The organism is Bacillus sp. 3103sda1 (assembly GCF_024159135.1).
In the GTDB taxonomy this organism is placed as follows: Bacteria; Bacillota; Bacilli; order Bacillales; family Bacillaceae_G; genus Bacillus_A; species Bacillus_A rhizoplanae.
Genome location: NZ_JAMYWS010000001.1, coordinates 3,163,927 through 3,187,704, shown reverse-complemented (window position 1 = coordinate 3,187,704; position 23,778 = coordinate 3,163,927). Strand labels below are relative to the sequence as shown.

At 37.7% G+C, this 23,778-nt stretch carries 26 protein-coding genes; all 26 read left to right on the top strand.

The window, feature by feature from the left end; genetic code table 11:
* Window positions 1-11: 11 nt before the first annotated feature.
* The 26 genes from ftsY (at window position 12) to NKR74_RS15730 (ending at window position 23,772) form a co-directional block, all read left to right on the top strand.
* Window positions 12-1,001 carry a signal recognition particle-docking protein FtsY gene (ftsY, locus tag NKR74_RS15855; protein ID WP_253630213.1) on the top strand — a complete coding sequence of 330 codons (990 nt, stop codon included), beginning with the start codon at window positions 12-14 and terminating at the stop codon, window positions 999-1,001.
* Between the two features lie 222 nt (window positions 1,002-1,223).
* On the top strand, window positions 1,224-1,556 hold the full coding sequence (locus NKR74_RS15850) for a putative DNA-binding protein (RefSeq protein ID WP_098309672.1): 333 nt from the start codon (window positions 1,224-1,226) through the stop codon (window positions 1,554-1,556).
* A 12-nt stretch (window positions 1,557-1,568) separates the two neighbouring features.
* Window positions 1,569-2,918 (top strand): signal recognition particle protein, encoded by a 1,350-nt coding sequence (gene ffh / locus NKR74_RS15845; protein ID WP_098309673.1) that lies wholly within the window; start codon window positions 1,569-1,571, stop codon window positions 2,916-2,918.
* A gap of 101 nt (window positions 2,919-3,019) precedes the next feature.
* Window positions 3,020-3,292, top strand: coding sequence for a 30S ribosomal protein S16 (gene rpsP, locus NKR74_RS15840; RefSeq protein ID WP_090912726.1), 273 nt, complete (start codon window positions 3,020-3,022; stop codon window positions 3,290-3,292).
* A 14-nt stretch (window positions 3,293-3,306) separates the two neighbouring features.
* Window positions 3,307-3,534, top strand: coding sequence for a KH domain-containing protein (locus NKR74_RS15835; RefSeq protein WP_253631169.1), 228 nt, complete (start codon window positions 3,307-3,309; stop codon window positions 3,532-3,534).
* A 120-nt stretch (window positions 3,535-3,654) separates the two neighbouring features.
* Window positions 3,655-4,170: a ribosome maturation factor RimM gene (gene rimM / locus NKR74_RS15830; RefSeq protein ID WP_253630212.1), complete on the top strand. Its 516-nt coding sequence runs from the start codon at window positions 3,655-3,657 to the stop codon at window positions 4,168-4,170.
* Complete coding sequence (gene trmD, locus NKR74_RS15825) at window positions 4,170-4,904, top strand: tRNA (guanosine(37)-N1)-methyltransferase TrmD (protein WP_253630211.1); 735 nt, start codon at window positions 4,170-4,172, stop codon at window positions 4,902-4,904. The genes rimM and trmD overlap by 1 nt, the downstream gene beginning before the upstream one ends.
* Window positions 4,905-5,046: 142 nt before the next feature.
* Window positions 5,047-5,391, top strand: coding sequence for a 50S ribosomal protein L19 (gene rplS, locus NKR74_RS15820; protein WP_035428999.1), 345 nt, complete (start codon window positions 5,047-5,049; stop codon window positions 5,389-5,391).
* A gap of 99 nt (window positions 5,392-5,490) precedes the next feature.
* Window positions 5,491-6,042, top strand: coding sequence for a signal peptidase I (lepB, locus tag NKR74_RS15815; protein ID WP_230573476.1), 552 nt, complete (start codon window positions 5,491-5,493; stop codon window positions 6,040-6,042).
* Window positions 6,043-6,064: 22 nt separating this feature from the next.
* Entirely contained in the window at window positions 6,065-6,928 is an 864-nt protein-coding gene (gene ylqF / locus NKR74_RS15810) for a ribosome biogenesis GTPase YlqF (RefSeq protein ID WP_154711794.1), read from the top strand.
* A gap of 299 nt (window positions 6,929-7,227) precedes the next feature.
* The gene (locus NKR74_RS15805) at window positions 7,228-8,004 is read left to right on the top strand and encodes a ribonuclease HII (protein ID WP_253630210.1); all 777 of its coding nucleotides are present in this window, start codon (window positions 7,228-7,230) and stop codon (window positions 8,002-8,004) included.
* Window positions 8,005-8,196: 192 nt separating this feature from the next.
* The gene (sucC, locus tag NKR74_RS15800) at window positions 8,197-9,357 is read left to right on the top strand and encodes an ADP-forming succinate--CoA ligase subunit beta (RefSeq protein ID WP_253630209.1); all 1,161 of its coding nucleotides are present in this window, start codon (window positions 8,197-8,199) and stop codon (window positions 9,355-9,357) included.
* Between the two features lie 20 nt (window positions 9,358-9,377).
* On the top strand, window positions 9,378-10,280 hold the full coding sequence (gene sucD, locus NKR74_RS15795; RefSeq protein ID WP_098309681.1) for a succinate--CoA ligase subunit alpha: 903 nt from the start codon (window positions 9,378-9,380) through the stop codon (window positions 10,278-10,280).
* An 89-nt stretch (window positions 10,281-10,369) separates the two neighbouring features.
* Window positions 10,370-11,242, top strand: a complete 873-nt coding sequence (dprA, locus tag NKR74_RS15790; protein ID WP_253630208.1) for a DNA-processing protein DprA — start codon at window positions 10,370-10,372, stop codon at window positions 11,240-11,242.
* 202 nt (window positions 11,243-11,444) lie between these two features.
* Window positions 11,445-13,523 carry a type I DNA topoisomerase gene (topA, locus tag NKR74_RS15785; protein WP_253630207.1) on the top strand — a complete coding sequence of 693 codons (2,079 nt, stop codon included), beginning with the start codon at window positions 11,445-11,447 and terminating at the stop codon, window positions 13,521-13,523.
* 51 nt (window positions 13,524-13,574) lie between these two features.
* Window positions 13,575-14,879, top strand: a complete 1,305-nt coding sequence (gene trmFO / locus NKR74_RS15780; RefSeq protein ID WP_253630206.1) for an FADH(2)-oxidizing methylenetetrahydrofolate--tRNA-(uracil(54)-C(5))-methyltransferase TrmFO — start codon at window positions 13,575-13,577, stop codon at window positions 14,877-14,879.
* Window positions 14,880-14,944: 65 nt separating this feature from the next.
* On the top strand, window positions 14,945-15,850 hold the full coding sequence (xerC, locus tag NKR74_RS15775) for a tyrosine recombinase XerC (RefSeq protein WP_253630205.1): 906 nt from the start codon (window positions 14,945-14,947) through the stop codon (window positions 15,848-15,850).
* 44 nt (window positions 15,851-15,894) lie between these two features.
* The gene (gene hslV, locus NKR74_RS15770) at window positions 15,895-16,437 is read left to right on the top strand and encodes an ATP-dependent protease subunit HslV (RefSeq protein ID WP_253630204.1); all 543 of its coding nucleotides are present in this window, start codon (window positions 15,895-15,897) and stop codon (window positions 16,435-16,437) included.
* Between the two features lie 22 nt (window positions 16,438-16,459).
* A complete protein-coding gene (hslU, locus tag NKR74_RS15765; RefSeq protein ID WP_253630203.1) occupies window positions 16,460-17,857 on the top strand; it encodes an ATP-dependent protease ATPase subunit HslU in 1,398 nt (465 codons plus the stop codon).
* 76 nt (window positions 17,858-17,933) lie between these two features.
* On the top strand, window positions 17,934-18,713 hold the full coding sequence (gene codY, locus NKR74_RS15760; RefSeq protein ID WP_020059163.1) for a GTP-sensing pleiotropic transcriptional regulator CodY: 780 nt from the start codon (window positions 17,934-17,936) through the stop codon (window positions 18,711-18,713).
* A gap of 350 nt (window positions 18,714-19,063) precedes the next feature.
* Window positions 19,064-19,765, top strand: a complete 702-nt coding sequence (gene rpsB / locus NKR74_RS15755) for a 30S ribosomal protein S2 (protein WP_090912758.1) — start codon at window positions 19,064-19,066, stop codon at window positions 19,763-19,765.
* 103 nt (window positions 19,766-19,868) lie between these two features.
* On the top strand, window positions 19,869-20,756 hold the full coding sequence (gene tsf / locus NKR74_RS15750) for a translation elongation factor Ts (RefSeq protein WP_098309688.1): 888 nt from the start codon (window positions 19,869-19,871) through the stop codon (window positions 20,754-20,756).
* 65 nt (window positions 20,757-20,821) lie between these two features.
* The gene (gene pyrH / locus NKR74_RS15745; RefSeq protein WP_098309689.1) at window positions 20,822-21,544 is read left to right on the top strand and encodes a UMP kinase; all 723 of its coding nucleotides are present in this window, start codon (window positions 20,822-20,824) and stop codon (window positions 21,542-21,544) included.
* A 2-nt stretch (window positions 21,545-21,546) separates the two neighbouring features.
* Window positions 21,547-22,104 (top strand): ribosome recycling factor, encoded by a 558-nt coding sequence (frr, locus tag NKR74_RS15740; protein WP_098309690.1) that lies wholly within the window; start codon window positions 21,547-21,549, stop codon window positions 22,102-22,104.
* A gap of 85 nt (window positions 22,105-22,189) precedes the next feature.
* On the top strand, window positions 22,190-22,966 hold the full coding sequence (locus NKR74_RS15735; RefSeq protein ID WP_253630202.1) for an undecaprenyl pyrophosphate synthase: 777 nt from the start codon (window positions 22,190-22,192) through the stop codon (window positions 22,964-22,966).
* 17 nt (window positions 22,967-22,983) lie between these two features.
* Window positions 22,984-23,772: a phosphatidate cytidylyltransferase gene (locus NKR74_RS15730; RefSeq protein WP_098309692.1), complete on the top strand. Its 789-nt coding sequence runs from the start codon at window positions 22,984-22,986 to the stop codon at window positions 23,770-23,772.
* The last annotated feature ends 6 nt before the right edge of the window (window positions 23,773-23,778 follow it).

Sequence of the window (23,778 nt, the reverse complement as noted above, 5' to 3'; positions counted from 1 at the left end):
GATGGGAAAGAATGAGCTTTTTTAAAAAATTAAAAGAAAAAATTTCAAAACAAACAGATACGGTATCAGAGAAGTTTAAACAAGGTTTAGAGAAAACGAGAAATTCTTTTGCTGAAAAGGTAAATGACTTAGTATATCGTTATCGTAAAGTTGACGAAGATTTCTTCGAAGAGTTAGAAGAAATTTTAATTGGTGCGGATGTGGGTGTGTCCACAGTAATGGAATTAATTGACCAATTAAGAGATGAAGTGAAACGTCGTAATATCCAGGACCCAAGAGAAGTACAAGCTGTTATCTCTGAAAAACTAATTGAGATTTACAAAGGAGACGGTAACTTTAATAATGAGTTAAATGTACAAGATAACGCCTTGACGGTTATTTTATTTGTTGGGGTAAACGGTGTTGGGAAAACAACGACGATTGGAAAAATGGCACATAAATTTAAATCGGACGGCAAGTCTGTATTATTGGCAGCTGGCGATACATTCCGTGCTGGTGCGATTGAACAGCTAGAAGTATGGGGAGAACGTGTTGGTGTAGATGTAATTAAACAAGGATCAGGTTCGGATCCAGCAGCTGTTATGTACGATGCCATTCAGGCTGCAAAATCACGAAAAGTTGATGTATTGTTATGCGATACAGCAGGCCGTTTGCAAAATAAAGTTAATTTAATGAAAGAGTTAGAAAAAGTAAAACGTGTAATCGAACGTGAAGTTCCTGGAGCTCCTCATGAAGTATTACTTGTCATTGATGCAACAACAGGACAAAATGGTTTAAGTCAAGCGAAGACATTCCGCGAGGCGACAAATGTAACAGGCATTGTCCTAACGAAATTAGACGGAACTGCTAAAGGTGGAATTGTATTAGCAATTCGTAATGAGATGGATGTACCGGTGAAATTTGTCGGCCTTGGAGAACAAATGGATGATTTACAAGCATTTGATCCAGAACAATATGTATATGGACTATTTGCAGACTTTGTAGAAACAGAAGTGGAATAAAGCAAGGTTTTTATTAGTGATAGACTTTATCTGCTACTAATAGTTTGCTGAATTTACGTATATCTAAGTAGAAAATGTTTTTGGTAAAAAATAAGAGGCGGTGCTTGCCGCTTCTTATTTTTGAATTTAAATAAGATGTTAAGAAAAAAACTTGACACACTTTTGCTCTCCATGTAAACTAATTCATGTAAAGGTAATTCACTTAACAAAGGGTGATTCAACATGCTCGAAAAAACAACGAGAATGAATTATTTATTTGATTTTTATCATTCGTTGTTAACGCCAAAACAAAGAAGTTATATGTCACTTTACTATCTTGATGATCTATCGCTTGGTGAAATTGCAGAAGAATTTGAAGTGAGCCGCCAAGCAGTGTATGATAACATTAAACGGACAGAAGCGATGCTTGAAGAATATGAAGAAAAGTTATTGTTACTTCAAAAGTTTCAAGAAAGGCAGCAACTTGTTGCAAAGTTAAAGCAGCTAATCAGCGAAGAAGAGCATGTAGATGAACAAGTGAAACAAGTTGTTGAAGCTATCGAAAATTTAGATTAGGAGGGCGGCAATATGGCATTTGAAGGATTAGCCGACCGACTTCAACAGACAATGCAAAAAATTCGCGGCAAAGGGAAAGTAACTGAAGCCGACGTAAAAGAAATGATGAGAGAAGTTCGTCTTGCTCTTTTAGAGGCAGACGTTAACTTTAAAGTAGTAAAAGATTTTGTTAAGCGTGTGTCTGAACGTTCTGTCGGACAAGATGTAATGAAAAGTTTAACACCTGGACAGCAAGTTATTAAAGTAGTACAGGAAGAACTTACAGAATTAATGGGTGGAGAGCAGAGTAAAATTGCTGTCTCTAACCGTCCGCCAACTGTTATTATGATGGTTGGTTTGCAAGGTGCAGGTAAAACGACGACAACAGGTAAGCTTGCGAATTTGCTTCGTAAAAAGCATAATCGTAAACCGATGTTGGTCGCGGCTGATATTTATCGCCCAGCAGCAATTAAACAGCTTGAAACACTCGGTAAGCAATTGGATATGCCGGTTTTCTCTTTAGGCGACAAGGTAAGTCCTGTTGAAATTGCCAAGCAAGCGATTGCGAAAGCTAAAGAAGATCACCATGATTATGTTCTTATTGATACAGCAGGCCGTCTGCATATTGATGAGGAGCTCATGGATGAATTAGCACAAGTTAAAGAAGTAGCCAATCCGGATGAAATTTTCCTTGTTGTTGATGCAATGACAGGACAAGATGCGGTTAATGTGGCTCAAAGTTTCCATGAACAGCTTGGTTTAACGGGTGTCGTATTAACAAAATTAGATGGTGATACGCGCGGAGGTGCAGCACTATCTATTAAAGCTGTTACAAACACACCAATTAAATTTGCTGGTATGGGTGAGAAATTAGATGCATTAGAGGTATTTCATCCAGAACGTATGGCATCGCGTATTTTAGGTATGGGTGATGTTCTGACGTTAATTGAAAAGGCGCAGGCGACAGTTGATGAAGAAAAAGCAAGAGAACTTGAGCAAAAAATGCGTACACTTTCCTTTACGTTGGATGATTTTCTAGAGCAATTAGGACAAGTGCGTCAATTGGGACCGCTTGATGAACTTCTTAATATGCTTCCTGGTGCCGGGAAAATTAAAGGATTAAAAAATGTTCAAGTTGATGAAAAGCAAATTGGGCACATTGAAGCGATTATTCGCTCAATGACGAAATTAGAGCGTGAACAACCGGAAATGATTAACGCCAGTCGTAAGAAACGTATCGCTAAAGGTAGCGGTACAACTGTACAAGAGATCAATCGTCTTTTGAAACAATTTGAAGATATGAAAAAGATGATGAAAACGATGTCTGGTATGCAAAAAGGTAAGAAAAAAGGACTAGGTGGCATGAAGTTTCCATTTATGTAAGGAAAAAAAGATGGCTCTGTTAAGAAATTTTACTTTACAAAGGGTCACTCTTTTTGCTAATATTATTATCTGTGTGAAATATATTCGGAGGTGCTTTATAAATGGCAGTTAAAATTCGTTTAAAACGTATGGGAGCTAAAAAATCTCCTTTCTATCGTGTAGTTGTTGCAGATTCTCGTTCTCCTCGTGACGGACGTTTCATCGAGGAAATCGGAACTTACAATCCAGTTGCTCAACCAGCTGAAGTTAAAATCAACGAAGAAGCAGCATTAAAATGGTTAGGAAACGGTGCGAAACCATCTGATACAGTTCGTAACCTGTTCTCTAAACAAGGTATCATGGAGAAATTCCATTTATCTAAACAAGGTAAGTAATTCGAACAATGGCTATGGTAGGGTTAATCGAAACAATTGTTAAACCCCTTGTGGATCATCCTGAAGATGTAAAGGTTACACAGGAACTGTACAACGGAGAGATGAAGTATCGATTAACCGTACATCCTGAGGATGTGGGTAAAGTCATTGGGAAACAAGGGCGAGTTGCAAAAGCAATTCGAACGATCTTATATGCAGCGGGACATCATCAAAATGAGAAAGTAACGCTGGAAATTCAATAAGCATAAAAAGGGCGAGGATCTGTTCCTCACCCTTTTTTAACATTTTAAGATAAATCGCATCTTCAGCATAGAGAATGGAGATGCTAACGACATATAACAAACAGGGGTGACGTGCTGTTTATGACAAAATGGTTTAATGTAGGGAAAATTGTAAATACTCACGGTGTTAGAGGAGAATTGCGTGTAATTTCACGTACAGATTTTCCGGAAGAGCGTTATAAAGTAGGAAACACATTATACATATGGCAAGAGAAAGGGACTGAGCCACTGGTTGTAAAGGTAACTTCTCATCGTCAGCATAAATCTTTTGATTTACTGACTTTTGAAGGTTATAACAATGTAAATGAAGTAGAGCAATTGAAAGGCTCTTTATTAAAAGTTCCAGAGGAGCAGCTTGGAGACTTGGCTGAAGGAGAGTATTATTATCACGAAATTATTGGTTGTACCGTTGTAACAGAAGACGGAGAAACAATTGGTACGATTAAAGAAATTCTTTCTCCTGGCGCAAACGATGTTTGGGTTATCAAACAACCAAAAGGCCAAGATGTTTTAATCCCATATATCGAGGAAGTTGTCTTACAAGTAAACATTGATGAAAAGCTTGTAACAATTCAAGTAATGGAAGGATTACTGTAATGAAAATCGATATTTTAACCTTGTTTCCAGAAATGTTCACAGGTGTTTTTGGTTCTTCTATATTAAAAAAAGCACAAGAAAAAGAAGCTGTGCAACTAAGAGTTGTGAACTTCCGTGATTATTCAACCAATAAACATAATAGTGTCGATGACTACCCGTATGGCGGGGGAGCGGGGATGGTGTTAACACCACAGCCGATTTTTGATGCGGTAGAACAGTTAACGAAGGAAACAGAGCGTAAACCACGTATTGTGTTAATGTGTCCGCAAGGAGAGCGTTTTACGCAAAAGAAAGCTGAAGAGTTAGCGCAAGAAGAACATATAATTTTTGTGTGTGGTCATTATGAAGGGTATGATGAGCGTGTTCGTGAGCACCTTGTAACAGATGAAATTTCAATAGGAGATTATGTATTAACAGGCGGAGAGTTGGCATCTATGGTTATTACAGACAGTGTTGTACGTCTATTGCCTGATGTCCTAGGAAATCAACAATCACAAATAGAAGATTCATTTAGTACAGGTTTACTCGAACACCCGCATTATACAAGACCAATGGATTTTCGTGGAATGAAAGTACCAGATGTACTTATGTCTGGTAATCATAAAAATATTGAAGAGTGGCGTCATAAAGAATCACTTCGTCGTACGTATATGCGCCGCCCTGATTTATTAGAGGAACGTAGTTTATCAAAACAAGAAGAAAAATGGTTGGCGGAATTTAAAGAAGAGAAGTAAAAAAATGCTATTGCAACAGAACGAGCAATATGCTATTATAACACTTGTGCTACTTATAGAGAGTAGCCGTTAACAACGGTGTTCCGCTGTAATTTATGAAATGACTTTGCAAGAGCATCTGTTTGGAAGGAGAGAATTGAATATGCAACAATTAATCGCAGAAATTACAAAAAATCAATTAAAAACTGATTTACCTTCATTCCGTCCTGGTGACACTTTACGCGTACACGTAAAAGTTGTAGAGGGTACTCGTGAGAGAATTCAGATTTTTGAAGGTGTTGTAATTAAACGTCGTGGTGGCGGAATTAGCGAAACATTCACAGTTCGTAAGATTTCTTACGGTGTAGGTGTTGAACGTACATTCCCAGTTCACACGCCAAGAATCGCGAAAATCGAAGTACTTCGCCGTGGTAAAGTACGTCGTGCTAAGTTATACTACTTACGCAACCTTCGCGGTAAAAAAGCACGTATTAAAGAAATTCGATAAGACATGTATGGGAGCTTGTATTTGCAAGCTCCCTTTTTCCAATCTAGCTTTATTTTCGCTCGTATACAAACAGCTTACATAATTGTGGAGGGGAACCGCATGACGAAACAAAAAAGTACGCTTTGGGAATGGATAAAAGCCATTTTAATCGCTGTTGTCTTAGCTTGGATTATTAGACAGTTTTTCTTTGCTCCGATTCTTGTAGATGGTGTATCTATGTCACCAACTCTTCATGATCGTGATCGAATGATTGTCAACAAAATTGGATACCACATTAGCGAACCAAAACGCTTTGATATTATTGTGTTTCAAGCAACGGAAGATAAAGATTACATTAAACGTGTCATTGGTTTGCCGGGTGATCAGGTAGAATATCGAAACGACACACTCTATATTAACGGAAAGCCGTATGAAGAGCCGTATTTAGATGAGGAAAAAAAGCAGCTTTCTGAAGGCCCGCTAACATATGATTTTAAGCTTGAAGAAATTACAGGGAAGACAACGGTTCCTGAAGGAGAATTATTTGTATTAGGAGACAATCGCCGTTTTAGTAAAGATAGTCGTACAATTGGAACAATTTCAATAGACCAAGTGATTGGGAAAGCTAATATGTTATATTGGCCATTAAAAGATGCTCGTATTGTAAAATGAACGTAGAAAAGAAGGTGGAAATATGGTAATTCAATGGTTTCCAGGTCATATGGCCAAAGCAAGGCGGCAGGTAACAGAAAAGTTAAAATTAATCGATGTTGTAATTGAACTTGTTGATGCAAGATTGCCATTATCATCACGAAATCCGATGATTGATGAAATTATTACGCATAAGCCAAGGCTTGTCGTTTTAAATAAAGCGGATATGGCAGATGATCGTGTAACAAAGGAATGGATTGCGTATTTTGAGGGAAAAGGTCATAAAGCAATTTCTATTAACGCGCAAGCTGGACAAGGTATGAAAGAAATTACAGCAGCATGTAAGGAACTGGTGAAAGAAAAGTTTGATAAGATGATTGCTAAAGGTATTAAACCGCGAGCAATTCGCGCTTTAATTGTGGGTATTCCGAACGTTGGAAAATCAACATTAATTAATAAATTAGCAAAGAAAAATATCGCGAAAACAGGCGATCGTCCAGGTGTAACAACGGCCCAGCAGTGGATTAAAGTAGGAAAAGAAATGGAATTACTAGATACGCCGGGTATTTTGTGGCCGAAATTTGAAGATGAAATGGTTGGGCTTCGTCTTGCGACGACTGGTGCGATTAAAGATTCTATTTTAAATTTACAAGATGTGGCTGTATATGCACTTCGGTTTATGGAGAAACAGTATCCAGAACGTTTGAAAGAGCGTTATAAGTTAAATGACATCCCAGAAGATATTGTGGAACTATTTGATGCAATTGGAAAGAATAGAGGCTGTTTAATGGGTGGAGGACTTGTTGATTATGACAAGACATCAGAACTTGTTCTTCGTGAGCTTCGTGGTGGTAAACTTGGAAAAATGACATTTGAAACACCAGAAGAAATAATTGAAGAAGCATAAAGTGAAATTTTCATCAGGGGGGATTTTCTTTATCTCCCCCTGATGAAAAGCTCTCACCAATTGGGCTTATATCCCCCGCTTATCTTCTTCGCTACTCTCTGAATTTTGCGGGGGATATTACTGCCCGTTAGTGCGGGATAAAGCTAGATTTCTAGTTTGTTCGTTTCATTCATTTAATTTTTACTGGTAGTTATTTTAAACCCGGTGTCTTTCGTTCTTCTGAATACAGAGATAATATTAAACGGGAAAGAAAAGGCGCGCTTTTGCACGCCTTTTCTTATTTGGAGGAGGAACTGTGTATGTCTAAAAAACAAACAATTCAAGAAATAGAAGAGCTATTGCAAGAAATTGTACAAGAAGACGACGAACGTTTTGCTATGTTATTAGCAGATGAACGAAAAGGTGTGCAAAGACTCATTACAAAATGGAAAAAACAACAAGGGGATAAAGAAAAAGAAAAACAAAAATTTATTGAGATGTCAATTTATGAAGGTGCGCTCCGGCAAAGAGGGATAGTATCTATTGCTGGTATTGATGAAGTAGGAAGAGGACCGTTAGCGGGGCCTGTTGTTGCTGCTGCTGTTGTGCTTCCAGAAGATTTCTATATACCAGGTTTAAATGATTCGAAAAAGCTGAGTGAGGCGAAGCGTGAGCGGTTTTATGGTGAAATTCAAGAGAAGGCATTAGCAATCGGGATTGGGATTATACCACCTAATGTAATCGATGAAATAAATATTTACCAAGCGACGAAACAAGCGATGCTGGATGCTGTTGCAAATTTATCTTGTACACCAGAGCATTTGTTAATTGATGCGATGGAACTTCCGACTTCAATCCTTCAAACGTCTATTATTAAAGGAGATGCGAAAAGCATTTCTATTTCGGCTGCATCTGTAATTGCGAAAGTAACGCGTGATCGTATGATGAAGGAGCTTGGAAAACGATATCCGCAGTATGGATTCGAGCAACATATGGGTTATGGAACGAAACAGCATTTACAAGCGATTGAAACTTATGGTGTGTTAGATGAGCATCGGAAAACGTTTGCTCCAATTAAAGATATGAATAAAAAATAAGCTGTAATCTACAGCTTATTTTTTATTTTTGTATATTAACATTACTATTTTCAAAAAAAGAATAAAGCGATTTCAGTTTTCTGACACTTTATTGTAGACAGCGTGGCAATCATTTTATACAATGGCAATGTAGTGTTTAAAAACATTAAAAAACTTTTCGAGTAAAACAGGAAGATAGGGGAGGATGGGACCATGAATATCCACGAGTATCAGGGGAAAGAAGTCCTTAGAAACTATGGGGTAAGCGTTCCGAACGGGAAGGTTGCCTTTACAGTAGAAGAAGCTGTAGAAGCAGCGAAAGAATTAGGAACGAGTGTATGTGTAGTAAAAGCACAAATTCATGCTGGCGGACGCGGCAAAGCCGGCGGTGTAAAAGTAGCAAAGAACTTAGATGAAGTTCGTACATATGCAGAGGAAATTCTAGGGAAAACGCTTGTAACTCATCAAACAGGTCCTGAAGGTAAAGAAGTAAAGCGCTTACTTATCGAAGAAGGATGCGACATTAAAAAAGAATATTATGTTGGTCTTGTATTAGATCGTGCAACTTCTCAAGTTGTGTTAATGGCGTCTGAAGAAGGCGGCACAGAAATTGAAGAAGTAGCAGAGAAAACACCAGAAAAAATCTTTAAAGAATATATTGATCCTGCGGTAGGTTTGCAAGGCTTCCAAGCACGTCGTATTGCATTTAATATCAATATTCCAAATGAGCTTGTTGGACAAGCTGTGAAGTTTATGATGGGCTTATACCGTGCGTTTATTGAAAAAGATTGCTCTATTGCAGAAATTAACCCGCTTGTTACAACAGGTGACGGTAAAGTTATGGCATTAGATGCAAAATTAAACTTCGATTCTAATGCTTTATATCGTCATAAAGATATTTTAGAACTTCGTGATCTTGATGAGGAAGATCCAAAAGAAGTGGAAGCTTCTAAATATGACTTAAACTATATTTCATTAGATGGAAATATTGGTTGTATGGTAAATGGTGCAGGACTTGCGATGGCAACGATGGATATTATTAAACATTATAGCGGCGATCCAGCTAACTTCTTAGATGTTGGTGGCGGTGCTACAGCTGAAAAAGTTACAGAAGCTTTCAAAATTATTCTTTCTGACAAAAATGTAAAAGGTATTTTTGTTAACATTTTCGGTGGAATTATGAAATGTGATGTAATTGCGGAAGGTGTTATCGAGGCAACAAAACAAGTGGGCCTTGAATTACCACTTGTTGTTCGTCTTGAAGGTACTAATGTAGAGTTAGGAAAGAAAATTTTAAATGAATCTGGTTTAAATATTGTTGCAGCAGAATCTATGGCAGACGGTGCACAAAAAATTGTTTCACTAGTAGGCTAATAGAAAGCGGGGGAGAAGAAATGAGCGTATTAGTTAATAAAGATACAAAAGTTATTGTACAAGGTATTACAGGTTCTCAAGGTTTATTCCACACAAAGCAAATGATTGAATATGGTACAAAAATCGTCGGTGGTGTAACGCCTGGTAAAGGTGGTACTGAAATCGAAGGTGTACCAGTATTTAATACAGTAGAAGACGCTGTAAAAGCAACAGGTGCAAACGCTTCTGTTGTATACGTTCCACCTGCTTTTGCTGCGGATGCAATTATGGAAGCTGTTGATGCAGAGCTTGATTTAGTAGTATGTATCACAGAAGGTATCCCTGTATTGGATATGGTAAATGTTAAGAAATACATGCAAGGTAAGAAAACACGTCTCCTTGGACCAAACTGCCCAGGTGTTATTACGCCAGATGAGTGTAAGATTGGTATTATGCCAGGATACATTCATAAAAAAGGTCATGTAGGTATCGTATCTCGTTCAGGTACGTTAACATATGAAGCTGTACATCAATTAACACAAGAAGGAATCGGCCAGTCAACTGCAGTAGGTATCGGTGGTGACCCTGTAAATGGTACAAACTTCATCGATGCATTAAAAGCATTCAATGAAGATGAAGAGACACATGCTGTTATTATGATTGGTGAAATTGGTGGAACAGCGGAAGAAGAAGCTGCTGAGTGGGTAAAAGCGAACATGACGAAACCTGTTGTTGGCTTTATTGGCGGTCAAACAGCACCTCCAGGAAAACGCATGGGCCATGCTGGTGCGATTATTTCTGGCGGTAAAGGTACAGCTGCTGAAAAGATTAAAACGATGGAAGCTTGCGGTATTAAAGTTGCTGAAACACCAGCTGTTATGGGTGAAACTTTAATTTCTGTTTTAAAAGAAAAAGGTTTATTTGAAACTTGTAAAAATTATTAATAGTTTAGAAAGACACCTTCTGTAAAAGAGGGTGTCTTTTATACCTTCGATTGTTTACATAATATTAATTATGGGTAAGGAGAATGAATATGAAACGTGAAAGATTGTTACATCTTCATTACTATTTGGCGGATCAGTGGAAAGTACTCCGGCGTTTACTAGCTATCGATCCTCAGTTAACCGATATTTATTCCTTTCAAGCTCCTCAAATTGAAAAACATCTTGGGCTGCCTATGCAAAAAGCCTCTGCACTTGTTTCGTATCTTCAAAAAACGTCTCCTTCTTTCTATATTCAAAAATTACAAGATGAACACATTTTTTATATAACGATATGGGATGATGACTATCCGAGTTTATTGCGCGAAATTCCTGATCCTCCGTTTGTTTTATATGGAAAGGGAAGAAAAGAATTGCTACAATGGACAAAAAAATTAGCCGTTGTGGGAACGAGAAATCCGTCTTTATACGGAAAAGGAAGCATACAATCTATTTTACAACCGCTTATGAAAAATGAATGGTTAATTGTGAGTGGGCTTGCAAGTGGTATCGATTCAATTGCGCATGAAATTGCAGTAGAGCACCGCTTTGCGACAATTGCAGTATTAGGACACGGCTTACAATATATGTATCCAAAAAAGAATCAATCTTTTTATGAAAAATGGAAAGAACAAATCGTACTTGTAACGGAGTATCCCCCGCATTATGCACCGCAAAAATGGTATTTTCCAAGGCGAAACCGTATTATAAGTGGACTTTGTCAAGGTGTTCTCGTGGTAGAGGCGAATGCTCGGAGTGGTTCTCTTATTACAGCGGACTTTGCTTTAGAACAAAATAGAGAAGTATTTGCCTTACCAGGTCCTAACTATATTGAGAGTGCTGTGGGAACGAATCAGCTCATCCAACAAGGAGCGAAATTAGTTCAATGTGCAAAAGATGTGATAGAAGAACTTTCAAATTGCTAGTATATTTTATATTTTTATTAAACAATTATTGACAAATAGTAGATTGTCACTGTATGTTATATTCATTGTTGATTGACAAAAACGAGAGAAATCAATAATATTAGTCAATAATCCATCCAAAAAAGTTTTCAGAGCTTTGAGGAAGGAGCATTTGTGTGAATAAAGATGAAGACCTGAATCCACCTCTTAAGGAGGCACTAGCATGTCAGATTACCTTGTAATCGTGGAGTCGCCTTCTAAGGCGAAAACCATTGAAAAATATTTAGGGAAAAAATACAAAGTAATTGCGTCTATGGGCCATGTTCGCGATTTACCTAAAAGCCAAATGGGAATAGAAGTGAAAAACAATTTTACCCCAAAATATATTACCATTCGTGGTAAAGGGCCTGTTTTAAAAGATTTGAAGACAGCAGCAAAAAAAGCAAAAAAAGTCTATCTCGCAGCCGATCCAGATCGTGAGGGAGAAGCGATTGCTTGGCATTTAGCAAATACGCTGAATGTAGATATAGAGTCAGATTGCCGTGTTGTATTCAATGAAATTACAAAAGATGCCATTAAAGAATCCTTTAAACATCCTCGTGCGATTAATATGGATTTAGTGGATGCACAGCAAGCAAGACGCGTGCTTGACCGACTTGTTGGTTATAATATTAGTCCTTTACTATGGAAGAAAGTAAAAAAAGGATTAAGTGCAGGGCGTGTGCAGTCTGTTGCAGTACGCTTAATTATAGATCGCGAAAAAGAAATTCAAGCGTTTATACCAGAAGAATTCTGGACGATTAAAACTGAATTTGTAAAAGGGAAAGAGACGTTTGAAGCATCCTTCTATGGAATAAATGGGGAAAAAGTAGAATTAACAAATGAACAACAAGTAAATGAAATCATTGAAAAAATGCAAGAAAATGCATTTTCGGTTGAAAGTGTAACGAGAAAAGAACGAAAACGTAATCCTGCATTACCATTTACGACATCTTCTCTGCAACAAGAAGCTGCGAGAAAATTAAATATGCGAGCAAAGAAAACGATGATGCTTGCACAGCAGCTTTATGAAGGTATGGATATTGGAAAGCAAGGAACGGTCGGATTAATTACATATATGAGAACAGATTCAACGAGAATTTCAGAAACAGCGCAACAAGAAGCACGTTCTTATATTGAAGAAGCGTTTGGGGCAGACTACATAGGGACACAAAAAAAGAAAGAGTCGAAAAATGCAAATGCACAAGATGCACATGAAGCGATTCGACCTTCATCTGTCTTACGTAAACCAGACGAATTAAAAAGCTATTTGAGCCGTGACCAATATCGTTTATATAAGCTGATTTGGGAGCGATTTGTTGCAAGTCAGATGGCATCTGCTATAATGGATACCGTTACAGCTACATTGATAAACAATTCTGTTCAATTTCGCGCGAATGGATCTGTTGTGAAATTCCCGGGATTTATGAAAGTATACGTGGAAACAAAAGATGATGGAGCAGAAGAGAAGGATAGAATGTTACCTAAGTTAGACATAGGAGAAACGGTCTTTTCTAAAGATGTCGAACCGAAACAACATTTCACTCAGCCGCCGCCGCGTTATACAGAGGCACGTTTAGTAAAAACGTTAGAGGAACTTGGAATTGGTAGACCATCTACATATGTACCGACGCTAGAAACGATTCAAAAACGCGGATATGTAGGGTTAGACAATAAGAGATTTATTCCGACTGAGCTTGGCGAAATTGTAATTGAACTTATTTTAGAGTTTTTCCCGGAAATTATTAATATCGAGTTTACAGCTAATATGGAGCAAAATCTTGATGAAGTAGAAGAGGGAAATGCAAATTGGGTACAAATTGTTGATGATTTCTACAAAGAGTTTGAACCGCGTTTAGAGAAAGCGGAGAAAGAAATGCGCGAAGTAGAAATTAAAGATGAGCCTGCTGGAGAAGATTGTGAGTTGTGCGGTAACCCAATGGTTTTCAAAATGGGTAAATTCGGAAAGTTTATGGCTTGTTCTAATTTCCCAGATTGCCGAAATACAAAACCGATTGTTAAAGAAATTGGTGTTACATGTCCAAAGTGTAACGAAGGACAAATTATTGAACGACGAAGTAATAAAAAGAAACGTCTTTTTTACGGCTGCGGTACATATCCAGAGTGCGACTTCGTTTCTTGGGATAAGCCGATTGGTCGGAAATGTCCTAAGTGTGAAGGGATGCTTGTTGAGAAGAAGTTGAAAAAAGGTGTTCAAGTACAGTGTATTTCTTGTGATTATGAAGAAGAACAACAAATGTGAGCCTACCAGCTCACATTTTTTTCGGGACATGAAAAAAGAAAGGTGAGACAAATGACAACACAAGTAGTAAACGTAATTGGTGCAGGTCTTGCAGGAAGCGAAGCAGCTTATCAAATCGCAAAGCGCGGGGTTCAAGTAAGATTATATGAAATGAGACCAGTAAAACAAACACCAGCTCATCATACAGATAAATTTGCTGAGCTTGTATGTAGTAACTCGCTTCGTGCAAATACATTAACAAATGCGGTTGGTGTAATTAAAGAAGAGATGCGCCGTATGGATTCTGTTATTATTCGTGCAGCAGATGAGTGTTCTGTACCAGCGGGTGGTGCTTTAGCTGTAGACCGTCATGAATTTGCGGCGAAGGTAACGGAATATGTGAAAAATCATCCGAACGTAACGGTAATGAATGAGGAAATTACAGAAATTCCAGAAGGACCTACTGTAATTGCAACAGGACCGCTTACTTCACCAGCGCTATCAGCACAACTAAAAGAGCTAACGGGTGAGGATTATTTTTATTTCTATGATGCAGCAGCACCGATTGTGGAAAAAGAAAGCATTGATATGGAGAAAGTATATTTAAAATCTCGTTATGATAAAGGTGAAGCAGCATATTTAAACTGTCCTATGACAGAAGAAGAATTCAACCGTTTTTATGATGCGTTAATTGCTGCGGAAACAGTGCCATTAAAAGAATTCGAGAAGGAAGTTTTCTTTGAAGGGTGTATGCCTGTAGAAGTAATGGCAAGCCGCGGTCGACAAACATTACTATTTGGACCGATGAAACCAGTTGGATTAGAAGATCCGAAAACAGGGAAAACACCGTATGCGGTTGTTCAATTACGTCAAGATGATGCGGCAGGAACATTATACAATATTGTTGGTTTCCAAACACACTTAAAGTGGGGGCCACAAAAAGAAGTGTTACAATTAATTCCTGGACTAGAAAATGCAGAGATTGTACGTTATGGTGTGATGCATCGTAATACATTTATTAATTCGCCAAAATTACTTCGTCCGACATACCAATATAAAAATCGGAATGATTTATTCTTTGCTGGACAAATGACTGGAGTAGAGGGATATGTAGAATCAGCCGCTTCAGGCTTATTGGCAGGTATAAATGCAGCTCGCCTTGTGAAAGGTGAAGAGCCGGTTGTTTTACCTCCAGTAACAGCAATGGGGAGTATGGCAAATTACATTACAACGACGAATGTGAAAAACTTCCAACCGATGAACGCGAATTTCGGGTTGTTTGCACCCCTAGAAAAGAAAATCAAGAAGAAGCAAGAACGCAACGAAGCGTATGCAAATCGCGCATTAGAAACAATTCAAAATTTTGTAAATATTTAGTCAAATTTCTTGCAAAGGCTACTAAATTGTGATACGATTTAGTAGCCTTTATTGAGGTGAAGAGTATGGATGAACATGTGAATAAAATGTTACAATTATTCGTCGGATATTTACAAATTGAAAGAAATTATTCAAAATATACAGTTGAAAGTTATCAGAATGATTTAGAACATTTTGTACAATTTATGAAGCGAGAAGATATTTCCTCTTTTGCGGATATTACGTATGTTGATGTTCGTTTATATTTAACAACTTTGCATAATGAAAAGTTAGCAAGGAAATCTGTAGCGCGCAAAATCTCGAGTTTACGAAGTTTGTACCGTTTTTTGATGCGTGAAGGATATCGGGAAGATAATCCATTTGCACTTGCGTCACTCCCTAAAAAAGAGTGGTCAATCCCAAAGTTTTTGTACGTTGAAGAATTAGAGCAGTTATTTGAAGTTTCTGATACTGATAAGCCGTTAGGACAGCGAGATCAGGCTTTATTGGAGCTCATGTATGCGACGGGTATTCGTGTCAGTGAATGTGTGAAGCTTCAACTTACCGATATTGATTTTTCAATTGGGACGATTTTGGTGATGGGGAAAGGGAAGAAACAGCGCTATGTTCCCTTTGGGAGTTATGCACAAGATGCTTTACTAACTTACATAGAAAATGGGAGAAAACGATTAGAGAAAAAATCGGAGAAACACTCCCAAATGGTGTTTTTAAATGCGAAAGGGACACCGTTAACAGATCGTGGCGTTCGATATATTTTAAATGAACTAATAAAAAAAACTTCCCTTACAATGCATATAAGCCCTCATATGTTAAGACATACATTTGCGACTCATATGTTAAATGAAGGGGCAGACTTACGAACTGTACAAGAACTATTAGGGCATGAAAATTTATCGGCAACACAAATTTATACGCATGTCTCAAAGGAAAGGTTGCGTTCTGTTTACATGATGCATCATCCTCGCGCATAAATTGCTTTTAAAAGCTATAAAAACAAATAAAGGAGTTTTTTTCTATGGGAAATTTCCATGCTACAACGATATTTGCAATTCACCATAATGGAGAATGTGCAATGGCTGGTGACGGGCAAGTTACGCTTGGAAATGCTGTTGTTATGAAGCATACAGCTCGTAAAGTGCGAAAGTTATTTCACGGTAAAGTGTTAGCTGGTTTTGCGGGTTCTGTCGCAGATGCTTTTACGCTTTTTGAGATGTTCGAAGGGAAGCTTGAAGAATACAACGGTAATTTGCAGCGAGCTGCTGTAGAAATGGCAAAGCAGTGGCGGGGAGATAAAATGCTTCGCCAATTAGAGGCAATGTTAATCGTTATGGATAAAAATACGTTATTACTTGTTTCGGGAACAGGTGAAGTGATTGAACCTGATGATGGCATTTTAGCGATTGGATCTGGTGGGCATTATGCACTTGCAGCAGGGCGTGCTTTAAAACAGCATGCAGGTGCTCATTTTACAGCAAGAGAAATTGCGAAAGCAAGTTTAGAAATCGCTAGTAATATTTGTGTATATACGAACGAAAATATTATTGTGGAAGAATTGTAGAACTGTAAGGGAGGCATTTTATATGCATTTACATTTTACTCCGCGACAAATTGTAGAGAAGCTAGATCAATATATTATTGGTCAAAAAGATGCGAAGAAAGCGGTTGCGGTAGCGCTCCGAAATCGTTATCGCCGCAGTAAATTAGCAGAAGAACTTCGCGATGAAATTGCACCCAAAAACATTTTAATGATTGGGCCGACTGGGGTCGGGAAAACAGAAGTGGCGAGACGAATTGCAAAGCTTGTCGGTGCTCCTTTTATTAAAGTAGAGGCGACAAAATTTACAGAAGTAGGCTATGTTGGTCGTGATGTTGAATCTATGATTCGCGATCTTGTGGAAACTTCTGTTCGAATTGTGAAAGAAGAGAAAATGGTTCATGTTAAGGATAAAGCGGAAGAGCAAGCGAATCAGCGAATTGTTGAAAATTTAGTACCGTATAAACAAAAAGAATCAGGATTTAAAAATCCGTTAGAAATGTTATTTGGTGGGTATCAAAATCAAAATACAACTTCAGTGTCGGAACAGCAGGATGAGCGGGAAATTGAACAGAAACGAAAAGAAGTAGAAAAACAGCTTGCTGCAGGTTTACTAGAAGATGAAGCGATTACAATCGAAGTGACAGAACAACAATCATCTATGTTTGATATGCTTCAAGGTACAGGGATGGAACAAATGGGCATGAATTTTCAAGATGCGCTTGGAAGTTTTATGCCGAAAAAAACGAAGAAACGTAAACTTTCTGTAAAAGAAGCGAGAAAAGTCTTGACAAATGAAGAGGCACAGCGCTTAATTGATATGGATGAAGTTACACAAGAGGCTGTTTATCGTGCTGAACAGCTTGGAATTATTTTTATTGATGAGATTGACAAAATTGCTGGTAAACAATCGAATAGCGTTGATGTATCACGTGAAGGCGTGCAACGGGATATCTTACCGATTGTGGAAGGATCGACTGTTGTGACAAAGTATGGACCGATAAGAACGGATTACGTTTTATTTATTGCAGCGGGCGCTTTCCATATGTCAAAGCCGTCAGATTTAATTCCAGAACTACAAGGAAGATTCCCGATTCGAGTAGAGTTAACGAAATTGTCAGCAGATGATTTTGTGAAAATCCTTGTAGAGCCAGATAATGCTTTAGTAAAACAATATATGGCATTATTGGAAACGGAAGGTATAGAAATTGAATTTTCTGACGAAGCTATTCTTAAGATTGCCGAGATTGCCTATCAAGTCAATCAAGATACAGATAATATTGGAGCAAGAAGGCTTCATACCATTATGGAAAAACTTCTTGAAGATTTATCGTTTGAAGCATCTGAAATTACGTTAGAAAAGGTAACGATAACACCTCAGTATGTAGAGGAAAAGTTAGCGACGATTGCTAAAAATAAAGATGTGAGCCAGTTTATTTTGTAATAGTATCATCAGGTGACTCGCCCTAGTTTCCAAGAGAGTAAAAGTATGTGAATAATATGTAGGAGGAAATTTTGAAATGGAATTATTAGCAAAAACAAGAAAGCTGAATGCGTTATTACAGAGCGCAGCAGGAAAACCAGTAAACTTTAGAGAAATGGCTGACACAATGTGTGAAGTAATTGAAGCGAACGTATTTATTGTAAGTCGTCGTGGAAAATTATTAGGATATGCAATTCACCAACAAATCGAAAATGAGCGCATGAAACAAATGCTTGCTGAGCGTCAATTCCCAGAAGAGTATACAAAGAACTTATTCAATGTAACTGAAACGTCTCCAAACCTAGAAGTAAACAGTGAGTATACAGCGTTCCCTGTAGAAAACAGAGAGTTATTTGGTCAAGGTTTAACAACTATCGTACCAATCGTTGGCGGTGGTGAGCGTCTAGGTACATTAGTATTAGCGCGTCTTGGTCAAGAATTTTTAGATGATGATTTAATTCTTGCTGAATATAGTTCTACTGTAGTAGGTATGGAAATTCTACGTGAAAAAGCAGAAGAAATTGAAGAAGAAGCACGTAGTAAAGCGGTTGTACAAATGGCAATTAGCTCATTATCATACAGTGAATTAGAAGCAATTGAGCATATTTTCGAAGAATTAAATGGAACAGAAGGCTTACTTGTTGCAAGTAAAATTGCTGATCGTGTAGGTATTACGCGTTCTGTAATCGTAAACGCACTTCGTAAGTTAGAAAGTGCTGGTGTAATCGAATCTCGTTCTTTAGGTATGAAAGGAACATACATTAAAGTATTAAATGATAAATTTTTACATGAACTTGCGAAATTAAAAACAAACTAATTTCAAAAGACTAAGAGCTCTTCTGTATAGTGCAGAAGAGCTCTTTTTTAGTGTTCTCAGCAGAAAAAATTTCTAATGAGGGGGACGCTTTATCATTAAAATAGCTTAGAAATAAGGGAGAATGGCAATACTGTAATATGATTCGATAGTAAAAATAAGTAACTGAAAAGAAAGTTTCATAATGTCTGTATTTTCGACTTGATTGTGATATTTTGTTGTGATATAGTTGTCAGTGGTGTCAGTACAAAGTACACACGTTCATTGATTTAAGTGTTGGTGCTACGCTTGTAGTTTCGCTTAAAGATGAAGTGAACGGAGGATATCAAAAACCATTTAGGAGGAACTAAATTATGTCAGTAATTTCTATGAAGCAATTGCTTGAAGCTGGTGTTCACTTCGGACATCAAACTCGTCGTTGGAACCCAAAAATGAAACGTTACATTTTCACAGAGCGTAACGGTATCTACATCATCGACTTACAAAAAACTGTGAAAAAAGTTGAAGAAGCATTCAACGTAATGAGAGACATCGCTGCTAACGGCGGTAACGTATTATTCGTAGGTACAAAAAAACAAGCACAAGATGCTATTAAAGAAGAAGCAACTCGCGCTGGTATGTACTTCGTTAACCAACGTTGGTTAGGTGGTACGTTAACAAACTTCCAAACAATTCAAAAGCGTATTAAACGCCTTAAAGACATCGAAAGAATGCAAGAAGATGGCACTTTCGAAGTACTTCCTAAGAAAGAAGTTGTACAACTTAAGAAAGAATTAGAGCGTCTTGAAAAATTCTTAGGCGGCATTAAAGATATGAAAGGTCTTCCAGATGCATTATTCGTAGTAGACCCTCGTAAAGAGCGTATCGCAGTTGCTGAAGCACGCAAATTAAACATTCCAATCATCGGTATCGTTGATACAAACTGTGATCCAGACGAAATCGATCACGTAATTCCAGCAAACGATGATGCAATTCGTGCTGTAAAACTTCTTACATCTAAAATGGCAGACGCGATCCTTGAAGCAAAACAAGGTGAAGAAACTGTTACTGCGTAACAAATTTGGAAAGGTGATAAGGGGTTCGGCCTTTTATCACCTTTTTTAAGGTATAAACACCTTTTTAAAAGGTATAAATACATATTTTAGGAGGATGAAAAGTATGGCAATCACTGCACAAATGGTAAAAGAACTTCGTGAAAAAACTGGCGCAGGTATGATGGACTGCAAAAAAGCTTTAACAGAAACTAACGGCGACATGGAGAAAGCAATTGATTTCTTACGTGAAAAAGGTATTGCAAAAGCTGCTAAAAAAGCAGACCGCATCGCTGCTGAAGGTTTAACTTTCATCGAAACAAACGGTAACGACGGTTTAATCTTAGAATTAAACTCTGAAACTGATTTCGTTGCGAAAAACGAAGGTTTCCAAACATTAATTAAAGAATTAGCTGCTCACTTATTAGCTAACAAACCTGCTAACATTGAAGAAGCTATGGCTCAAACAATTGCAAACGGCAAAACAGTAGAAGAGCACATCAACGAAGCAATCGCTAAAATTGGTGAAAAACTTACACTTCGTCGTTTTGAAATCGTATCAAAAACTGATGCAGATGCATTCGGTGCTTACCTACACATGGGTGGACGCATTGGTGTATTAACAGTTCTTGAAGGTTCTGCAGATGAAGCAGCTGCTAAAGATGTAGCAATGCACATTGCAGCAGTTAACCCTAAATACATCGACCGCGATGCTGTAACAGCTGAAGAAGTTGAGCATGAGCGTCAAGTATTAACACAACAAGCTTTAAACGAAGGCAAGCCAGAAAAAATCGTTGCGAAAATGGTTGAAGGTCGTCTTGGCAAATTCTTCGAAGAGATTTGCTTACTTGACCAAGCATTCGTTAAAAATCCTGATATGAAAGTTCGTCAGTTCGTTGAGTCTAAAGGCGGCACATTAAAAGGATTCGTTCGCTACGCTGTTGGTGAAGGTATTGAAAAGCGTCAAGACAACTTTGCTGAAGAAGTAATGAACCAAGTAAAAGGCAGCAACTAATAAAGATTGGGGGACACATTGTGTTCCCTTTTTTAAAATAAAGATGTAGGCAATGGAGGTTCATTATGAGTAAGCCAAAATATAATCGTGTAGTATTAAAGCTGAGCGGGGAAGCTTTAGCTGGAGATAAAGGATTTGGAATTAATCCGTCTGTTATTAAGTCGGTTGCTGAGCAAGTGAAAGAAATTGCTGAGTTAGACGTAGAAGTAGCAGTTGTTGTTGGCGGTGGTAACATTTGGCGCGGTAAGATTGGTAGCGAAATGGGAATGGATCGTGCAACGGCTGATTATATGGGAATGTTAGCAACGGTAATGAACTCTTTAGCTCTTCAAGACAGCTTAGAGAATTTAGGAGTTCAAACACGTGTACAAACTTCTATTGAAATGCGTCAAGTGGCGGAACCTTATATTCGCCGTAAAGCAAATCGTCATTTAGAGAAAAAACGTGTTGTTATTTTTGCTGCAGGTACAGGAAACCCTTACTTCTCTACTGATACAACAGCAGCACTACGTGCAGCTGAGATTGAGGCAGATGTTATTTTAATGGCGAAAAATAATGTAGATGGCGTATATAGTGCAGATCCAACTGTTGATGAAACAGCAACAAAATACGAATCACTTACATATTTAGATGTCTTGAAAGAAGGCTTGGGTGTAATGGATTCTACAGCTTCTTCTTTATGTATGGATAATGATATTCCGTTAATTGTATTCTCCATTATGGAAGAAGGCAACATTAAACGCGCTGTTCTGGGCGAAAATATTGGAACAATTGTGAGGGGGAAATAATAATGGGACAACAAGTTTTAAGCAATACAAAAGAAAAAATGGAAAAAGCAACCGCTGCATATTCTCGTGAACTTTCAACAGTTCGTGCAGGACGCGCAAGTGCTTCTGTATTAGATAAAGTACAAGTAGATTACTACGGTGCACCAACACCTGTTGTACAATTAGCAAATATTACAGTGCCAGAAGCACGTTTACTAGTTATTCAGCCATACGATAAGACATCTATCGGTGATATTGAAAAAGCAATTTTAAAAGCTGACTTAGGATTAAATCCTTCTAATGATGGTTCTGTCATTCGTATTGCATTCCCTGCATTAACGGAAGAACGTCGTCGTGAACTTGTGAAAGTTGTGAAAAAATATTCTGAAGATGCAAAAGTAGCTGTTCGTAACGTTCGCCGTGATGCAAATGATGAGTTGAAAAAACTTGAGAAAAACGGTGAAATTACAGAAGATGATTTAAGAGGGTACACAGAAGATATCCAAAAAGAAACGGATAAATATATCGCAAAAGTTGACGATATTACAAAAAACAAAGAAAAAGAAATTATGGAAGTGTAATCGCGAAGCTTTCGCAAATATGACCCTCTTCTTAAGGGGGTCTTTTTACACTTTTAGGCATATGTCTGCTCGTTGGAGGGTTTGAATGATGTTTAAAAAACTTCCTTTTTTTAAAGGCAATAAGATCGCGTCGTTTGATCATCTCGTAGAAGAAGCAAAAAAAGGAGAAATTCCAGCGCATATTGCAATCATTATGGATGGTAATGGAAGATGGGCGAAAAGAAGGGCGATGCCTCGTATTGCAGGTCATCATGAAGGAATGCAAGTCGTAAAGAAAATTACGAAATTTGCTAGTAAGCTCGGTGTTAAAGTACTGACCCTTTACGCCTTTTCTACAGAGAACTGGAAAAGACCGAAATTAGAAGTGGATTATTTAATGAAACTTCCTGAAGAATTTTTAGGTACATTTTTGCCAGAGCTCATTGAAGAAAATGTACAAGTACGTGTGATAGGACAAAAGGATCGTCTTCCAACTCACACGCGCAGGGCGCTGGAAAAAGCGATTGAAGATACGAAAGATAACACGGGTTTAATCTTAAATTTTGCGTTAAACTATGGAAGTCGTGATGAAATTGTGTCTGCTGTGCAAAATATGGTTAGGGATAGTGAAGAAGGAAAACTTCGTTCTGCAGAAATAACAGAAGATACTATTTCTTCGTATTTAATGACAAGAACATTGCCTGATCCTGATTTACTAATCCGAACAAGCGGTGAAATCCGTATTAGTAATTTTATGCTATGGCAAATTGCTTATACAGAACTTTGGTTTACCGATGTAAATTGGCCGGATTTTACAGAAGAACATTTATTACAGTCTATTACTGACTTCCAAAATAGAGGTCGCAGATTTGGAGGCGTGTAGAAAGAGAGGGTTTGGTAGTGAAACAGAGAATAATTACTGGAGTGATTGCTGCCGCGCTATTCATTCCCATCGTATTTTACGGTGGCGTGCCTTTTACAATTTTAGTGTATGCATTAGCTTCTGTTGGATTATATGAATTAATTCGAATGAATAAGCTAACGATTATTTCTGTGCCAACAGTTTTAGCAGCATTATTGCTGTGGACTATTTTAGTTCCAAGTAATGTAACGGGCGTATTTGAAACAATTGGTTTAACGAAAGGGGACATTACATTTGTAATTGTCTTATTGCTTTTATCATATACTGTCCTTTCTAAGAATACATTTACTTTTGACAATGCTGCATTTTTATTGATGGCAACAACTTATGTTGCAATGGGGTTCCTTTATTTGAATGAAACTCGTATTGCAGGAATTCAATATGTATTTTATGCATTGTTTGTGATTTGGGCAACGGATTCTGGTGCTTACTTTATTGGAAAAGCAATCGGGAAACGCAAACTTTGGCCAGAAATTAGTCCAAATAAAACGATAGAAGGTTCTATCGGCGGTATTTTATGTGGAATTGTTGTTGCTCTTGTGTATAATGTATTTTTACCGGTTCATTCAAATATAAGTGTCCTTATTGCAGTTACAACTGCAATATCGGTATTTGGCCAAATTGGAGACTTAGTAGAATCGGCATTTAAACGTCATTATGGTGTGAAAGATTCAGGTACAATTTTACCAGGACACGGTGGTATTCTCGATCGAACTGACAGCTGGTTATTTGTATTACCGTTATTACATTTCTTACATTTCATTTAATGAACG

What these genes read in the sequence shown, in the direction of transcription:
- sucC (WP_253630209.1), top strand. Translation starts at nt 8,197, where the DNA reads ATGAATATCCACGAGTATCAGGGGAAAGAAGTCCTTAGAAACTATGGG.
- topA (WP_253630207.1), top strand. Translation starts at nt 11,445, where the DNA reads ATGTCAGATTACCTTGTAATCGTGGAGTCGCCTTCTAAGGCGAAAACC.
- rplS (WP_035428999.1), top strand. Translation starts at nt 5,047, where the DNA reads ATGCAACAATTAATCGCAGAAATTACAAAAAATCAATTAAAAACTGAT.
- rpsB (WP_090912758.1), top strand. Translation starts at nt 19,064, where the DNA reads ATGTCAGTAATTTCTATGAAGCAATTGCTTGAAGCTGGTGTTCACTTC.
- NKR74_RS15850 (WP_098309672.1), top strand. Translation starts at nt 1,224, where the DNA reads ATGCTCGAAAAAACAACGAGAATGAATTATTTATTTGATTTTTATCAT.
- codY (WP_020059163.1), top strand. Translation starts at nt 17,934, where the DNA reads ATGGAATTATTAGCAAAAACAAGAAAGCTGAATGCGTTATTACAGAGC.
- dprA (WP_253630208.1), top strand. Translation starts at nt 10,370, where the DNA reads ATGAAACGTGAAAGATTGTTACATCTTCATTACTATTTGGCGGATCAG.
- trmD (WP_253630211.1), top strand. Translation starts at nt 4,170, where the DNA reads ATGAAAATCGATATTTTAACCTTGTTTCCAGAAATGTTCACAGGTGTT.
- NKR74_RS15805 (WP_253630210.1), top strand. Translation starts at nt 7,228, where the DNA reads ATGTCTAAAAAACAAACAATTCAAGAAATAGAAGAGCTATTGCAAGAA.
- NKR74_RS15735 (WP_253630202.1), top strand. Translation starts at nt 22,190, where the DNA reads ATGATGTTTAAAAAACTTCCTTTTTTTAAAGGCAATAAGATCGCGTCG.
- trmFO (WP_253630206.1), top strand. Translation starts at nt 13,575, where the DNA reads ATGACAACACAAGTAGTAAACGTAATTGGTGCAGGTCTTGCAGGAAGC.
- tsf (WP_098309688.1), top strand. Translation starts at nt 19,869, where the DNA reads ATGGCAATCACTGCACAAATGGTAAAAGAACTTCGTGAAAAAACTGGC.
- hslV (WP_253630204.1), top strand. Translation starts at nt 15,895, where the DNA reads ATGGGAAATTTCCATGCTACAACGATATTTGCAATTCACCATAATGGA.
- NKR74_RS15835 (WP_253631169.1), top strand. Translation starts at nt 3,307, where the DNA reads ATGGTAGGGTTAATCGAAACAATTGTTAAACCCCTTGTGGATCATCCT.
- rimM (WP_253630212.1), top strand. Translation starts at nt 3,655, where the DNA reads ATGACAAAATGGTTTAATGTAGGGAAAATTGTAAATACTCACGGTGTT.
- lepB (WP_230573476.1), top strand. Translation starts at nt 5,491, where the DNA reads ATGACGAAACAAAAAAGTACGCTTTGGGAATGGATAAAAGCCATTTTA.
- ffh (WP_098309673.1), top strand. Translation starts at nt 1,569, where the DNA reads ATGGCATTTGAAGGATTAGCCGACCGACTTCAACAGACAATGCAAAAA.
- ylqF (WP_154711794.1), top strand. Translation starts at nt 6,065, where the DNA reads ATGGTAATTCAATGGTTTCCAGGTCATATGGCCAAAGCAAGGCGGCAG.
- frr (WP_098309690.1), top strand. Translation starts at nt 21,547, where the DNA reads ATGGGACAACAAGTTTTAAGCAATACAAAAGAAAAAATGGAAAAAGCA.
- sucD (WP_098309681.1), top strand. Translation starts at nt 9,378, where the DNA reads ATGAGCGTATTAGTTAATAAAGATACAAAAGTTATTGTACAAGGTATT.
- hslU (WP_253630203.1), top strand. Translation starts at nt 16,460, where the DNA reads ATGCATTTACATTTTACTCCGCGACAAATTGTAGAGAAGCTAGATCAA.
- xerC (WP_253630205.1), top strand. Translation starts at nt 14,945, where the DNA reads ATGGATGAACATGTGAATAAAATGTTACAATTATTCGTCGGATATTTA.
- ftsY (WP_253630213.1), top strand. Translation starts at nt 12, where the DNA reads ATGAGCTTTTTTAAAAAATTAAAAGAAAAAATTTCAAAACAAACAGAT.
- pyrH (WP_098309689.1), top strand. Translation starts at nt 20,822, where the DNA reads ATGAGTAAGCCAAAATATAATCGTGTAGTATTAAAGCTGAGCGGGGAA.
- rpsP (WP_090912726.1), top strand. Translation starts at nt 3,020, where the DNA reads ATGGCAGTTAAAATTCGTTTAAAACGTATGGGAGCTAAAAAATCTCCT.